At 58.5% G+C, this 14579-nt stretch carries 13 protein-coding genes and 1 tRNA gene; 13 read left to right on the forward strand and 1 reads right to left on the reverse strand.

The window, feature by feature from the left end:
• The first annotated feature begins 150 nt into the window (after positions 1-150).
• From dnaJ to PseAD21_RS24255, 6 genes are all read left to right on the forward strand, one after another.
• Positions 151-1275 (forward strand): molecular chaperone DnaJ, encoded by a 1125-nt coding sequence (gene dnaJ / locus PseAD21_RS24230; RefSeq protein ID WP_003221522.1) that lies wholly within the window; start codon positions 151-153, stop codon positions 1273-1275.
• Between the two features lie 9 nt (positions 1276-1284).
• A complete protein-coding gene (gene dapB / locus PseAD21_RS24235; RefSeq protein WP_102358341.1) occupies positions 1285-2091 on the forward strand; it encodes a 4-hydroxy-tetrahydrodipicolinate reductase in 807 nt (268 codons plus the stop codon).
• Positions 2092-2348: 257 nt separating this feature from the next.
• Positions 2349-3485: a glutamine-hydrolyzing carbamoyl-phosphate synthase small subunit gene (carA, locus tag PseAD21_RS24240; protein ID WP_027610776.1), complete on the forward strand. Its 1137-nt coding sequence runs from the start codon at positions 2349-2351 to the stop codon at positions 3483-3485.
• 126 nt (positions 3486-3611) lie between these two features.
• Positions 3612-6833, forward strand: a complete 3222-nt coding sequence (carB, locus tag PseAD21_RS24245) for a carbamoyl-phosphate synthase large subunit (RefSeq protein WP_102358343.1) — start codon at positions 3612-3614, stop codon at positions 6831-6833.
• The gene (gene greA / locus PseAD21_RS24250) at positions 6830-7306 is read left to right on the forward strand and encodes a transcription elongation factor GreA (RefSeq protein WP_003221530.1); all 477 of its coding nucleotides are present in this window, start codon (positions 6830-6832) and stop codon (positions 7304-7306) included. The genes carB and greA overlap by 4 nt, the downstream gene beginning before the upstream one ends.
• A 28-nt stretch (positions 7307-7334) precedes the next feature.
• Positions 7335-7739: an MFS transporter gene (locus tag PseAD21_RS24255; protein WP_102358344.1), complete on the forward strand. Its 405-nt coding sequence runs from the start codon at positions 7335-7337 to the stop codon at positions 7737-7739.
• 9 nt (positions 7740-7748) lie between these two features.
• On the opposite strand, the gene PseAD21_RS24260 is transcribed toward PseAD21_RS24255, so the two are convergent.
• Positions 7749-8057: a YhbY family RNA-binding protein gene (locus tag PseAD21_RS24260; protein WP_016771761.1), complete on the reverse strand. Its 309-nt coding sequence runs from the start codon at positions 8055-8057 to the stop codon at positions 7749-7751.
• A gap of 101 nt (positions 8058-8158) precedes the next feature.
• On the opposite strand from PseAD21_RS24260, the gene rlmE reads away from it, so the two are divergent.
• From rlmE to PseAD21_RS24295, 7 genes are all read left to right on the forward strand, one after another.
• A complete protein-coding gene (gene rlmE, locus PseAD21_RS24265) occupies positions 8159-8788 on the forward strand; it encodes a 23S rRNA (uridine(2552)-2'-O)-methyltransferase RlmE (protein WP_025110456.1) in 630 nt (209 codons plus the stop codon).
• Positions 8789-8990: 202 nt separating this feature from the next.
• Complete coding sequence (ftsH, locus tag PseAD21_RS24270; RefSeq protein ID WP_102358345.1) at positions 8991-10901, forward strand: ATP-dependent zinc metalloprotease FtsH; 1911 nt, start codon at positions 8991-8993, stop codon at positions 10899-10901.
• A gap of 8 nt (positions 10902-10909) precedes the next feature.
• The gene (gene folP / locus PseAD21_RS24275; RefSeq protein WP_102358346.1) at positions 10910-11761 is read left to right on the forward strand and encodes a dihydropteroate synthase; all 852 of its coding nucleotides are present in this window, start codon (positions 10910-10912) and stop codon (positions 11759-11761) included.
• 16 nt (positions 11762-11777) lie between these two features.
• On the forward strand, positions 11778-13115 hold the full coding sequence (gene glmM / locus PseAD21_RS24280) for a phosphoglucosamine mutase (protein WP_102358347.1): 1338 nt from the start codon (positions 11778-11780) through the stop codon (positions 13113-13115).
• Positions 13116-13180: 65 nt separating this feature from the next.
• Positions 13181-13936, forward strand: a complete 756-nt coding sequence (tpiA, locus tag PseAD21_RS24285; RefSeq protein ID WP_008088336.1) for a triose-phosphate isomerase — start codon at positions 13181-13183, stop codon at positions 13934-13936.
• A gap of 4 nt (positions 13937-13940) precedes the next feature.
• Positions 13941-14324 carry a preprotein translocase subunit SecG gene (gene secG / locus PseAD21_RS24290; protein WP_011332406.1) on the forward strand — a complete coding sequence of 128 codons (384 nt, stop codon included), beginning with the start codon at positions 13941-13943 and terminating at the stop codon, positions 14322-14324.
• A gap of 22 nt (positions 14325-14346) precedes the next feature.
• Positions 14347-14432, forward strand: a tRNA-Leu gene (locus tag PseAD21_RS24295).
• Positions 14433-14579: the final 147 nt, after the last annotated feature.

A 14579-nucleotide genomic window follows, 5' to 3' on the forward strand; every position in this document is an offset into this window, starting at 1 on the left:
CTCCTGCTTTTCGCGCCGCAAGTACCAAAAGAAACAAAGACCAGGATCGTTGAATTGACGTGAGTTGGGTCCGGGCCTGTATTGGGGCTCAACGAGTTTGGCCATCCTCAGGAGGGGTTTGCCGAACGTCCTCAAGAGTGCAAAAGACTTATGGCAAAGCGTGACTATTACGAAGTATTGGGTGTAGAGCGTGGTTCAAGCGATGCAGACCTGAAGAAGGCCTATCGTCGTCTGGCGATGAAGCATCACCCGGACCGTAATCCCGATGACAAAGCGTCGGAAGAACTGTTCAAAGAGGCCAACGAGGCCTACGAAGTATTGTCCGATTCGAGCAAGCGCGCGGCGTACGATCAGTACGGTCATGCCGGTGTCGACCCGAGCATGGGCGGCGGTGGCGCCGGTTTCGGCGGGCAGAATTTCTCGGACATCTTTGGCGATGTCTTCAGTGACTTCTTCGGTGGCGGTCGCGGCGGTTCCCGTGGTGGCGCCCAGCGTGGCAGCGATCTGCGCTACACCCTGGAGCTGAATCTGGAAGAAGCGGTGCGCGGCACTACCGTGAATATCCGCGTTCCGACACTGGTCAATTGCAAGCCATGCGATGGTTCCGGCGCGAAGAAAGGCTCGTCGCCATCGACCTGCCCGACCTGCGGCGGCATCGGTCAGGTGCGCATGCAGCAAGGCTTCTTCTCGGTGCAGCAGACCTGCCCGCGTTGCCATGGCCAGGGCAAGATCATTTCCGATCCGTGCGATTCCTGCCACGGCGACGGTCGTGTCGAAGAGTACAAAACGCTGTCGGTCAAAGTGCCGGCTGGCGTCGATACCGGCGACCGCATTCGTCTGTCTGGCGAAGGCGAGGCGGGTACTCAAGGTGGCCCGACTGGCGACCTGTACGTTGTGATCAACGTGCGCGAGCACGACATCTTCCAGCGCGATGGCAAGCATCTGTTCTGCGAAGTACCGATCAGCTTCGTTGATGCGGCGCTCGGTGGCGAGCTGGAAATCCCGACGCTCGACGGTCGCGTCAAACTGAAAATCCCCGAAGGCACCCAGACCGGCAAGCAGTTCCGTGTGCGCGGCAAGGGCGTGGCACCAGTGCGTGGCGGTGGTGCGGGCGATCTGATGTGCCGCGTAGCGGTGGAGACGCCAGTCAATCTGAATCGTCGTCAGCGCGAACTGCTCGAAGAGTTCCGCAGCTCGCTGGCGGACGACAACAGCCACTCGCCGAAAACCACCGGTTGGTTCGATGGTGTGAAGCGCTTCTTCGGCGATCTGTAAGGAGTCGGAATGCGACGTATAGCTGTGATGGGCGCCGCCGGGCGCATGGGCAAGATCCTGGTCGAGGCCGTGCAGCAGCGCGCTCCGCTGACCGGCCTGACCGCGGCGATCGTTCGTCCCGGCAGTACGCTGATCGGGGTGGATGCCGGTGAGCTGGCTTCGCTGGGTCGCATCGGTGTGCCGTTGTCCGGCAATCTTGAGTCGGTGGCTGAAGAGTTCGATGTGCTGATCGATTTCACCTTGCCGGAAGTGATGCTGAAAAACCTCGCGTTCTGTCGCAAGGCCGGCAAGGCCATGGTCATCGGCACCACTGGGCTCGACGCTGCGCAGAAGCAACTGCTGGCTGAGGCGGGCAAGGATATTCCGATCGTCTTCGCGGCCAACTTCAGTGTCGGGGTCAACCTGTCGCTGAAGCTGCTCGAAATGACCGCCCGGGTGCTGGGCGATGATGCCGACATCGAAATCATCGAAGCGCATCACCGGCACAAGATTGACGCGCCTTCGGGCACGGCGCTGCGCATGGGTGAAGTGATCGCCGAGGCGCTGGATCGTGATCTGCAGAAGGTTGCGGTCTATGGCCGTGAAGGCCACACCGGTGCGCGCGAACGGGAAACCATCGGTTTCGCCACCGTTCGCGGTGGTGATGTGGTCGGCGATCACACCGTGCTGTTCGCCTGTGAGGGCGAGCGCCTGGAGATCACGCACAAGGCTTCCAGTCGCATGACTTTTGCCAAAGGCGCGGTGCGTGCGGCGTTGTGGCTGGATGCTCGCGAGCCGGGTCTGTATGACATGCAGGACGTGCTTGATCTGCATTAATTGACTGCTTTACCCAGCGCAAACGCCCGGTTTGCGCTGGTTTTTCTGCACCGCGTGACGCCCTGTCGCATTCTCCGGCCTTTTAGGCTCTTTAGCGGTGGACCAAAAAAGCCTTTTTCTGTAAGCTACAGCTTTAGTGTGTCCACTAAAAGCGCGCAGAATAATTCAGTGAAGAAGCGGGGTGACGTGTCCATACGTCACTCCGCTTTTTTACAACCTGCGATTGCCCTTTCATGCGTTATTTACGGGAGGTCTTCTTGACTAAGCCAGCCATACTCGCCCTTGCTGATGGCAGCATTTTTCGCGGCGAAGCCATTGGAGCCGACGGTCAGACCGTTGGTGAGGTGGTGTTCAACACCGCAATGACCGGCTATCAGGAAATCCTTACCGATCCTTCCTACGCCCAACAGATCGTTACCCTGACTTACCCGCACATCGGCAACACCGGCACCACGCCGGAAGATGCCGAGTCCGACCGCGTATGGTCCGCTGGCCTGGTTATCCGTGACCTGCCGCTGGTAGCGAGCAACTGGCGTAACACGATGTCCCTGTCCGACTACCTGAAAGCCAACAACGTTGTGGCAATCGCCGGTATCGACACCCGTCGCCTGACCCGCATCCTGCGTGAAAAAGGCGCACAGAACGGCTGCATCATGGCCGGCGACAACATTTCCGAAGAAGCGGCAATTGCCGCCGCGCAAGGCTTCCCTGGCCTGAAGGGCATGGATCTGGCGAAAGTCGTCAGCACCAAGGAAAAGTACGAATGGCGCTCCACTGTCTGGGATTTGAAGACCGACAGCCACGCGACCATCGAAGCGTCCGAGCTGCCATATCACGTGGTTGCCTACGACTACGGCGTCAAGCTGAACATCCTGCGCATGCTGGTCGAGCGCGGCTGCCGCGTGACCGTGGTGCCGGCGCAAACCCCGGCTGCCGACGTGCTGGCACTCAAGCCGGACGGCGTGTTCCTGTCCAACGGCCCTGGTGATCCGGAGCCATGCGACTACGCAATCAAGGCGATCAAGGAAGTGCTGGAGACCGAAATTCCGGTGTTCGGCATCTGCCTCGGTCACCAGCTGCTGGCTCTGGCCTCCGGCGCCAAGACCCTGAAAATGGGCCATGGCCACCACGGTGCCAACCACCCGGTGCAGGATCTGGACACTGGCGTCGTGATGATCACCAGCCAGAACCACGGTTTCGCGGTTGACGAAGCGACCCTGCCGGCCAACGTGCGTGCGATCCACAAATCGCTGTTCGACGGCACCCTGCAAGGCATCGAGCGCACCGACAAGAGCGCGTTCAGCTTCCAGGGTCACCCTGAGGCGAGCCCGGGCCCGAACGATGTCGCGCCACTGTTCGACCGCTTCATCAACGAGATGGCCAAGCGACGCTAAGCGTTCGCCTTGAGACTGTAGAGAGAAGCCCCTCGAGGGCGGCCCCGGCACCGGCGGCCCCTTCGGGACTTCAGAAATCGATCAAGACGGCTTGCCAACTGACCTGCAGATTTGAGTGACAAACCCATGCCAAAACGTACAGACATTAAAAGCATCCTGATTCTCGGCGCTGGCCCGATCGTTATCGGCCAGGCCTGCGAATTCGACTACTCCGGCGCCCAGGCCTGCAAAGCCCTGCGCGAAGAGGGTTACCGCGTCATCCTGGTGAACTCCAACCCGGCCACCATCATGACCGACCCGGACATGGCTGACGCCACGTACATCGAGCCGATCAAGTGGCAGACCGTGGCCAAGATCATCGAGAAAGAGCGTCCGGATGCGGTGCTGCCAACCATGGGCGGCCAGACCGCTCTGAACTGCGCCCTGGACCTGGAGCGCGAAGGCGTTCTGGAAAAGTTCGGCGTGGAAATGATCGGCGCCAATGCCGACACCATCGACAAGGCTGAAGACCGCTCGCGTTTCGACAAGGCGATGAAGTCCATCGGCCTGGCGTGCCCGCGTTCCGGTATCGCCCACAGCATGGAAGAAGCCAACGCGGTTCTCGAAACCCTGGGCTTCCCGTGCATCATTCGTCCGTCCTTCACCATGGGCGGCACCGGTGGCGGTATCGCGTACAACCGTGAAGAGTTCGAAGAAATCTGCGCCCGTGGTCTGGATCTGTCGCCGACCAAAGAGCTGCTGATCGACGAATCGCTGATCGGCTGGAAAGAATATGAAATGGAAGTTGTCCGCGATAAAAAGGACAACTGCATCATCGTCTGCTCGATTGAAAACTTCGACCCGATGGGCGTGCACACCGGTGACTCGATCACCGTGGCTCCGGCTCAGACCCTGACCGACAAGGAATACCAGATCCTGCGTAACGCCTCCCTGGCGGTACTGCGCGAGATCGGCGTCGAGACCGGCGGTTCCAACGTTCAATTCGGTATCTGCCCGGACACTGGCCGTATGGTCGTGATCGAGATGAACCCGCGTGTGTCGCGCTCCTCGGCGCTGGCCTCGAAAGCCACCGGTTTCCCGATCGCCAAAGTCGCTGCCAAACTGGCTGTGGGCTACACCCTCGACGAACTGTCGAACGACATCACCGGCGGCAAGACCCCGGCGTCCTTCGAGCCGTCGATCGACTACGTCGTGACCAAGCTGCCACGCTTCGCCTTCGAGAAGTTCGCCAAGGCTGACGCACGCCTGACTACCCAAATGAAGTCGGTGGGTGAAGTCATGGCCATCGGCCGTACCTTCCAGGAATCCCTGCAGAAAGCGCTGCGCGGTCTGGAAGTCGGCGTTTGCGGTCTGGACGAGAAGCTCGATCTGAGCAACCCGGAAAGCATGAGCGTGCTCAAGCGTGAACTGACCGTGCCGGGCGCCGAGCGTATCTGGTACGTGGCGGACGCGTTCCGCGCCGGCATGACCGTCGAAGAAATCTTCGGCATGAACATGATCGACCCGTGGTTCCTGGTACAGATCGAAGATCTGATCAAGGATGAAGAGAAGGTCAAGACCCTCGGTCTGTCCGCTATCGACCGCGACCTGATGTACAAACTCAAGCGCAAAGGCTTCTCCGATCAGCGTCTGGCCAAGCTGCTGGGTGTGACCGAGAAGAACCTGCGCACGCACCGTCACAAGCTGGAAGTGTTCCCGGTCTACAAGCGCGTTGACACCTGCGCCGCCGAGTTCGCCACCGACACCGCTTACCTCTACTCGACTTACGAGGAAGAGTGCGAGGCAGCGCCGTCCGGTCGCGACAAGATCATGATTCTGGGTGGCGGTCCGAACCGTATCGGCCAGGGCATCGAGTTCGACTACTGCTGTGTGCACGCAGCCCTCGCACTGCGCGAAGACGGCTACGAGACCATCATGGTCAACTGCAACCCGGAAACCGTTTCCACTGACTACGACACTTCCGACCGTCTGTACTTCGAGCCGGTGACTCTGGAAGACGTGCTGGAAATCTGCCGTGTCGAGAAGCCGAAAGGCGTTATCGTCCAGTACGGCGGCCAGACTCCGCTGAAACTGGCTCGTGCCCTTGAAGCTGCTGGCGTGCCAATCATCGGCACCAGCCCTGACGCTATCGATCGCGCCGAAGACCGTGAGCGCTTCCAGCAAATGGTTGAGCGCCTGAACCTGCGTCAGCCGCCAAACGCCACCGTGCGCAGCGAAGACGAAGCTGTTCGTGCTGCCGCAAAAATCGGTTATCCGCTGGTGGTGCGCCCGTCCTACGTATTGGGCGGCCGCGCGATGGAAATCGTTTACAAGGAAGACGAGCTCAAGCGCTATCTGCGTGATGCGGTGCAAGTCTCCAACGACAGCCCGGTGCTGCTCGATCACTTCCTCAACTGCGCCATCGAGATGGACGTGGATGCGGTCTGCGACGGCAAAGACGTGGTGATCGGCGCAATCATGCAGCACATCGAACAGGCGGGCGTTCACTCCGGTGACTCCGCGTGCTCGCTGCCGCCGTACTCGCTGCCGGCGCACATCCAGGACGAAATGCGTGAACAGGTCAAGAAAATGGCCCTGGAACTGGGCGTTATCGGCCTGATGAACGTACAGCTGGCGCTGCAGGGCGAAGACATCTATGTCATCGAAGTCAACCCGCGTGCTTCGCGTACCGTACCGTTTGTGTCCAAGTGCATCGGTGTCTCCCTGGCAATGATCGCCGCTCGCGTCATGGCCGGTAAGACCCTGAAGGAAATCGGCTTCACCAAGGAAATCATCCCGAACTTCTACAGTGTGAAAGAGGCGGTGTTCCCGTTCGCCAAATTCCCTGGCGTTGACCCGATCCTCGGCCCAGAGATGAAGTCGACCGGTGAAGTGATGGGCGTCGGCGACACCTTCGGTGAAGCATTCGCCAAAGCCCAGATGGGCGCGAGCGAAGTGCTGCCGACCGGCGGTACCGCGTTCATCAGCGTGCGTGACGACGACAAACCACTGGTTGCAGGCGTGGCCCGTGATCTGATCAACTTGGGCTTCGAAGTGGTCGCCACTGCCGGTACTGCCAAGCTGATCGAAGCCGCAGGCCTGAAAGTGCGCCGCGTGAACAAGGTGACCGAGGGTCGTCCGCACGTGGTCGACATGATCAAGAATGACGAAGTCACCCTGATCATCAACACCACCGAAGGTCGTCAGTCGATCGCTGATTCCTACTCCATCCGTCGCAATGCCCTGCAGCACAAGATTTACTGCACTACCACCATTGCGGCGGGCGAGGCTATCTGTGAAGCGCTGAAGTTCGGTCCCGAGAAGACCGTGCGCCGCTTGCAGGATCTACACGCAGGATTGAAGGCATGATCAAATACCCAATGACCGTCCAGGGCGCGAAAGCCCTGGAAGAAGAACACGCTCATCTGACCAAGGTCGTTCGTCCGAAGCTCAGCCAGGACATCGGTACGGCTCGCGAGTTGGGTGACCTGAAGGAAAACGCCGAATACCATGCCGCCCGCGAACAGCAGGGCATGGTCGAGGCGCGGATTCGTGATATCGAAGGCCGGATTCAGAATCAGGTCATCATCGACGTCACGACTATTCCTCATACCGGCAAGGTGATCTTCGGTACAACCGTCGAAATCGCCAACGTCGAGACTGATGAGTCCGTGACTTACCACATCGTGGGTGAGGATGAGGCTGACTTCAAACTCGGCAAGATTTCGGTCGGCTCGCCTCTGGCTCGCGCCTTGATCGGCAAGGAAGAGGGCGATGTAGTCGCCGTGAAAACGCCAAGCGGCGTTATCGAGTACGAGATTGTCGAAGTCCGTCACATCTGAAGGAGGGCGCCCGCTACGTGCGGGCGCCATGCTTTGGCAGCTGGCCCAGATGTTGTGGGTCGGCGGCTTCTGGTTGGTTCATCTCGGTTTGCGAGCGGTGTTGGGCAAGATTGGCCTGGCGCCGTTGCTGATCGATGAGATTGCCGATGCTTTTGCGGTGCCGGTGGTGAGTTTCGCCGCCGCATGCGTGATTTTTCAGGCTTTGGTGCTGGTACAGGCCGAGGGCCTTGCCAGTCTATGGCGGGATTTTCGCGGGCAAGTATTACTGATGGCGTTGTATGCGTGTGCGATGTTTGTCGCCGTTCGTGTCGGCTGGCCGGATGCGCAGCGCTGGCAGGAGTTCAGTTTTCTGGTATTGGGCTTTTCCGGTCTGGTGCTGGTGCTGCAACCGGTGCCGGGATGGAGTGGCAGGGTGCGCGAAGCACACCCTTGACCCTTGTCATCACTTGAAGCGATGAACGTTCGACAGCTGCTTGTTGGCGCTGAAGTTCTTGCGGTAAACCAGTGCCATCTTGCCGATGACCTGAACCAGGTCCGCTTTGCCGACCTTGCACAGTTCTGCAATGTGCGCCAGGCGCGACTCGCGATCGAGGATGTTGAGCTTGATCTTGATCAGCTCGTGATCCGCCAATGCGCGTTCGAGTTCGGCTAGCACACCTTCAGTCAAACCGTTGTCAGCCACAGTCAAGACTGGTTTCAGGTGGTGGCCAATGGATTTGTACTGTTTCTTCTGCTCTGGAGTGAGCGGCATAATCTGACCCTTTCGTCTGGATTCTGTAAAATGGCGGCCATTTTACCCGAGGGTTCGTGGATCCGCCCAATTAATCACGACCCTTATCATCGAGGTGCCCAATGGCGCGTTCCAAGACAAGCCTTGGTTGGCTGAAACGACATGTCAACGATCCCTATGTGAAGCAGGCGCAGAAGGATGGCTACCGCTCGCGTGCAAGTTACAAGCTTCTGGAAATCCAGGAGAAATACAAGCTGATCCGTCCGGGCATGAGCGTTGTCGACCTGGGTGCTGCGCCTGGTGGCTGGTCGCAGGTCACTAGCCGGCTGATCGGTGGTCAGGGGCGCCTGATCGCTTCGGACATCCTGGAAATGGACAGCATTCCTGACGTGAACTTCATCCAGGGTGATTTCACCGAGGACGAAGTGCTCGCGCGGATCCTTGAAGCCGTGGGTAATTCGCAGGTGGACCTTGTGATTTCCGATATGGCCCCCAATATGAGTGGTACGCCTGAAGTGGACATGCCAAAAGCCATGTTCCTTTGCGAGCTGGCGCTTGATCTGGCTGAGCGGATACTCAAGCCGGGCGGTAATTTCGTGATCAAGATTTTTCAGGGCGAAGGGTTCGATGTTTACCTGAAGGACGCTCGCAAAAAATTCGACAAGATCCAGATGATCAAGCCGGATTCGTCCCGTGGCAGTTCCCGCGAGCAATACATGCTGGCTTGGGGTTACCGCGGGCGTAGTGAGTAAAACGAGGTTTTTTGGCGGGGTGATAGGTTTTTCGTATTTCGCCCCGCGTGCATAAGCGAATATTGTGTAGAAAGTGTTTCACAAAGGGTTACAGACGGCGCCTGCCAGAGCTGTAGGTAATGTAGTAAGTTAGGCCGGTGAATATCATGCGAAGCGCGCGCCAGTAGCGGAGCTTGCTTCAGAGGGTAGTTAATTGAACGATATGGCAAAGAATCTGATCCTGTGGTTGATCATCGCGGCAGTCCTGGTGACGGTGATGAACAACTTCTCCAGCCCTAACGAGCCGCAGACCCTCAACTATTCCGACTTCATCCAGCAGGTCAAGGATGGCAAGGTCGAGCGCGTAGCCGTTGACGGCTATGTGATTACCGGCAAACGCAACGACGGCGACAGCTTCAAGACCATTCGTCCGGCGATCCAGGACAACGGTCTGATCGGCGATCTGGTCGACAACCACGTTGTGGTCGAAGGCAAGCAGCCTGAACAGCAAAGCATCTGGACCCAGCTCCTGGTGGCCAGCTTCCCGATCCTGGTGATCATCGCGGTGTTCATGTTCTTCATGCGCCAGATGCAGGGCGGTGCGGGCGGCAAGGGCGGACCGATGAGCTTCGGCAAGAGCAAGGCACGCCTGCTGTCCGAAGATCAGGTGAAAACCACATTGGCTGACGTTGCCGGTTGCGACGAAGCCAAGGAAGAAGTCGGCGAGTTGGTTGAGTTCCTGCGTGATCCGGGCAAGTTCCAGCGTCTGGGTGGTCGTATTCCTCGCGGCGTGCTGATGGTCGGTCCTCCGGGTACCGGTAAAACCTTGCTGGCCAAGGCGATTGCCGGCGAAGCGAAGGTGCCGTTCTTCACCATTTCCGGTTCCGACTTTGTCGAAATGTTCGTGGGTGTCGGCGCGAGCCGTGTTCGCGACATGTTCGAGCAAGCCAAGAAACACGCTCCATGCATCATCTTCATCGACGAAATCGACGCCGTCGGTCGCCATCGTGGCGCCGGCATGGGTGGCGGTCACGACGAGCGCGAGCAGACTCTCAACCAGTTGCTGGTAGAGATGGACGGCTTCGAAATGAATGACGGCATCATCGTGATTGCTGCTACCAACCGTCCTGACGTACTCGACCCTGCGCTGCTGCGTCCGGGCCGTTTCGACCGTCAGGTGGTGGTTGGCTTGCCGGACATCCGTGGTCGCGAGCAGATCCTCAAGGTTCACATGCGCAAAGTGCCAATGGGCGACGACGTTGCTCCGGCAGTCATCGCACGCGGTACTCCGGGCTTCTCCGGTGCCGACCTGGCCAACCTGGTCAACGAAGCGTCGCTGTTCGCTGCACGCAGCGGCAAGCGTATCGTCGAAATGAAGGAATTCGAACTGGCCAAAGACAAGATCATGATGGGTGCCGAGCGCAAATCCATGGTCATGTCCGAGAAAGAAAAGCAGAACACCGCTTATCACGAAGCTGGCCACGCCATCGTTGGTCGCGTAGTGCCTGAGCATGATCCGGTGTACAAGGTCTCGATCATTCCCCGCGGTCGTGCGCTGGGTGTGACCATGTTCCTGCCGGAAGAAGATCGCTACAGCCTCTCCAAGCGTGCGCTGATCAGTCAGATCTGCTCGCTGTACGGCGGTCGTATCGCTGAAGAAATGACCCTTGGCTTCGACGGTGTCACCACCGGTGCTTCGAACGACATCATGCGTGCCAGCCAGATTGCACGGAACATGGTGACCAAGTGGGGGCTGTCGGAAAAACTCGGTCCGTTGATGTACGCCGAAGAAGAGGGCGAAGTGTTCCTCGGTCGCGGCGGTGGTGGTCAGAATGCAAGCTTCTCCGGTGAGACGGCCAAGCTGATCGACTCCGAAGTGCGCAGTATCATTGACCAGTGCTACGGCAGCGCGAAACAGATTCTCACGGACAACCGTGACAAGCTGGACGCCATGGCGGATGCGCTGATGAAGTATGAAACGATCGATGCCGAGCAAATCGACGACATCATGGCGGGTCGCACGCCTCGCGAACCGCGCGACTGGTCGGGTGGTACCGGCACCGGTACGCCGCCTCCAGTGGTCCAGGATGAGCGTCCTGAAACGCCGATTGGCGGTCCGGCTGCTGACGTTTAAGGTTTGAAATGACTTCTGTACAGTCCCTGACCCGGTTGCCTTGCGGCAACCGGGTTCTTGATTTGGCCCGGACGCATGTCATGGGCATTCTCAATGTTACTCCTGACTCTTTCTCCGACGGCGGCCGCTACAGCCAGTTGGACGTGGCCTTGCGTCATGCTGAAGCCATGGTGGCCGCCGGCGCGACACTGATCGATGTCGGTGGCGAGTCGACTCGGCCTGGCGCTCGTGCGGTTTCGCCGCTGGAGGAGCTGGAGCGCGTGGCGCCGATCGTTGAGCTGATCAATCGCGAACTGGATGTGGTCATCTCGGTCGACACGTCGACACCGGCGGTGATGCGCGAAACTGCACGCCTTGGTGCCGGCTTGATCAACGATGTGCGTTCGCTGCGCCGTGATGGCGCGCTGGATGCCGCTGCGGCGACTGGCCTGCCGGTCTGTCTGATGCATATGCTCGGCGAGCCGGGTGATATGCAGGACAATCCGCACTATCAGGATGTAACTCGGGAAGTGGGCGAGTTTCTCGCTGAGCGCATGACGCAATGCGCACAAGCGGGCATTCCTGCCGAGCGGATCATTCTTGATCCCGGTTTTGGCTTCGCCAAAACGCTGCAGCACAATTTAAGCTTGTTCAAACATATGGAGGCTCTGCATGCGCTGGGTCGTCCGCTATTGGTTGGCGTTTCACGTAAAAGCATGATCGGCCAGGCGCTGAATCGCCCCGTGGGCGAGCGTCTGTATGGCGGTCTCGCGTTGGCGGCGCTGGCATCAGTGAAAGGAGCGCGTATATTGCGCGTCCATGATGTGGCGGAAACGGTAGACGTGGTGCGCATGCTCGCGGCCGTGGAATCAGCCGAATAAGAATGATGGAGCACTTATGAGCAAGAAATACTTTGGTACTGACGGCATTCGTGGTCGTGTCGGTGAATACCCGATTACCCCGGACTTCATGCTCAAGCTCGGCTGGGCGGCGGGCATGGCCTTCCGCAAGATGGGCGCCTGCAAGGTGCTGGTCGGCAAGGACACTCGAATCTCTGGCTACATGTTTGAGTCCGCACTTGAGGCAGGCCTGACGTCGGCGGGGGCCGATGTCATGCTGCTCGGCCCGATGCCGACGCCGGCCATTGCCTATCTGTCGCGTACATTCCAGGCTGAAGCCGGGATCGTGATCAGCGCTTCGCACAACCCGCATGACGATAACGGCATCAAATTTTTCTCCGGTAAAGGCACCAAGTTGCCTGATGAGCTGGAGCTGATGATCGAAGAATTGCTCGATGCTCCGATGACCGTGGTTGAGTCGAGCAAGATCGGTAAGGTTTCGCGCATCAACGACGCCTCCGGTCGCTACATCGAATTCTGCAAAAGCAGTGTGCCAACCGGCACCAGCTTCTCTGGCCTGAAGATCGTTATCGACTGCGCGCATGGGGCGACCTACAAGGTGGCTCCGAGTGTCTTTCGCGAATTGGGTGCTGACGTGGTCGTTTTATCGGCCCAGCCCAATGGCCTGAACATCAATGACAACTGTGGTTCGACCCATATGGGTCAACTGCAGGCTGCTGTGTTGGCTGAGCATGCAGACCTGGGTATCGCTTTCGATGGTGATGGTGATCGAGTGTTGATGGTCGATCACACTGGTGCAGTCGTCGATGGTGACGAGTTGCTGTTCATCATCGCGCGCGATCTTCACGAGCGCGGGAAATTGCAGGGTGGTGTCGTCGGCACGCTGATGAGTAACCTGGGGTTGGAGCTGGCACTGGCTGATCTCTCGATTCCATTCATTCGTGCCAACGTCGGCGACCGCTATGTGATCGCAGAGTTGCTGGAACGTAACTGGATGGTGGGTGGTGAGAACTCGGGACACATCGTCTGCTTCAATCACACCACTACGGGGGATGCGATCATTGCAGCGCTGCAGGTGCTCATGGCGCTGAAAGCCCGCAATGAGGGGCTGGCGCAATCCCGTCAGGCACTTCGCAAGTGCCCACAGGTGCTGATCAACGTGCGTTTCAGTGGGGGTGAAAGTCCACTCGAGCATCCGGCTGTCAAGGAAGCCAGTGCGCGTGTAACCCAGGCAATGGCCGGTCGTGGTCGGGTACTTTTGCGCAAGTCCGGCACAGAGCCGTTGGTGCGTGTGATGGTCGAAGGCGAGGATGAAACTCAGGTTCGCACCTACGCCGAAGAACTGGCAAAACTGGTAACTGAAGTTTCTGCCTGATTCGGCTTGCCAGCCATGATTGTGTTGGGTAACATCTGCGCCCACTTTGACCGACGAGGTACAGCATGCGTCGCCCTATGGTAGCTGGTAACTGGAAGATGCACGGTACCCGCGCCAGCGTCGCTGAGCTGATCAACGGCCTTCGTCATCTGGCCTTGCCAAGCGGTGTTGATGTCGCGGTATTCCCGCCTTGCTTGCATATCAATCAAGTGATTGATGGCTTGAAAGGAAAGTCGATTTCGGTCGGTGCGCAGAATTCTGCGGTGGAATCCATGCAAGGTGCATTGACCGGTGAAATTGCGCCGAGTCAGTTGGTGGATGCAGGTTGTTCCCTGGTGCTTGTCGGGCACTCCGAACGCCGCCAGATAATGGGCGAGCGAGACGGAATGCTGAATCGCAAGTTCGCAGCGGCACAGGCATGTGGCTTGATTCCGGTGTTGTGTGTAGGGGAGACTCTCGAGCAGCGTGAAGCCGGAAAAACTCTTGAGGTTGTCGGGCGTCAGCTGGGCAGCATCATTGAGGAGCTGGGTGTTGGTGCCTTTGCCAAGGCAGTCATTGCTTACGAGCCTGTCTGGGCCATTGGTACCGGACTGACTGCAACGCCGCAACAGGCTCAGGATGTGCATAAGGCCATTCGCGAGCAGTTGGCGGCAGAGAATTCTGAAGTCGCACGAGGTGTGCGGCTTCTATACGGCGGCAGCGTGAAGGCGGCCAATGCGGTCGAACTGTTCGGCATGCCGGATATCGATGGGGGGCTCATTGGTGGAGCTTCCCTGAATGCAGATGAGTTCGGTGCGATTTGTCGCGCCGCGGGAAACTGAAAAAATGCTGGAAACAGTCGTAGTCGTTTTTCATCTGCTGGGTGCATTGGGCGTAGTTGCTCTGGTTTTGCTGCAGCAGGGTAAGGGTGCGGACGCTGGCGCGTCTTTCGGAGCAGGTGCTTCAAATACTGTGTTCGGAAGCCAAGGTTCCTCTACCTTTCTTAGTAAGTTTACTGCTATACTTGCCGCCGGTTTCTTCATAACCAGCTTGGGGTTAGGTTACTTTGCTAAAGAGAAGGCTCATCAGCTGACTCAAGCAGGTCTGCCAAATCCAGCAGTGTTGGAAGTACCTAAGCAACAACCGGCTTCTGATGATGTCCCGGTGCTTCAAGAGCAAAAGTCGGCTACTCCAGCGACTGACGTACCTCCAGCTCAAGAGCAGAAGTAAGAAGGGTTTCAAACGTAGTTTTGCCGAGGTGGTGGAATTGGTAGACACGCAACCTTGAGGTGGTTGTGCCCATAGGGTGTAGGGGTTCGAGTCCCCTTCTCGGTACCAATTAGTCAGGAGAGCCCGCTGTTGCGGGCTTTCTTGCAGGTGGAAGGTTACATTGACCCTATAAGGGATCGGTCGTATACTTCCGCCCCAGCTTTGTCGCGGGGTGGAGCAGTCTGGTAGCTCGTCGGGCTCATAACCCGAAGGTCG

Origin of the sequence: Pseudomonas sp. AD21 (genome assembly GCF_002878485.1) — a bacterium.
Classification (GTDB): Bacteria; Pseudomonadota; Gammaproteobacteria; order Pseudomonadales; family Pseudomonadaceae; genus Aquipseudomonas.

Excerpts from the sequence above, each read along its gene's own strand:
- secG (WP_011332406.1), top strand. The coding sequence starts at position 13,941 with ATGCTGGAAACAGTCGTAGTCGTTTTTCATCTGCTGGGTGCATTGGGC.
- dapB (WP_102358341.1), top strand. The coding sequence starts at position 1,285 with ATGCGACGTATAGCTGTGATGGGCGCCGCCGGGCGCATGGGCAAGATC.
- greA (WP_003221530.1), top strand. The coding sequence starts at position 6,830 with ATGATCAAATACCCAATGACCGTCCAGGGCGCGAAAGCCCTGGAAGAA.
- PseAD21_RS24255 (WP_102358344.1), top strand. The coding sequence starts at position 7,335 with ATGCTTTGGCAGCTGGCCCAGATGTTGTGGGTCGGCGGCTTCTGGTTG.
- PseAD21_RS24260 (WP_016771761.1), bottom strand. The coding sequence starts at position 8,057 with ATGCCGCTCACTCCAGAGCAGAAGAAACAGTACAAATCCATTGGCCAC.
- rlmE (WP_025110456.1), top strand. The coding sequence starts at position 8,159 with ATGGCGCGTTCCAAGACAAGCCTTGGTTGGCTGAAACGACATGTCAAC.
- ftsH (WP_102358345.1), top strand. The coding sequence starts at position 8,991 with ATGGCAAAGAATCTGATCCTGTGGTTGATCATCGCGGCAGTCCTGGTG.
- dnaJ (WP_003221522.1), top strand. The coding sequence starts at position 151 with ATGGCAAAGCGTGACTATTACGAAGTATTGGGTGTAGAGCGTGGTTCA.
- glmM (WP_102358347.1), top strand. The coding sequence starts at position 11,778 with ATGAGCAAGAAATACTTTGGTACTGACGGCATTCGTGGTCGTGTCGGT.
- folP (WP_102358346.1), top strand. The coding sequence starts at position 10,910 with ATGACTTCTGTACAGTCCCTGACCCGGTTGCCTTGCGGCAACCGGGTT.
- carB (WP_102358343.1), top strand. The coding sequence starts at position 3,612 with ATGCCAAAACGTACAGACATTAAAAGCATCCTGATTCTCGGCGCTGGC.
- tpiA (WP_008088336.1), top strand. The coding sequence starts at position 13,181 with ATGCGTCGCCCTATGGTAGCTGGTAACTGGAAGATGCACGGTACCCGC.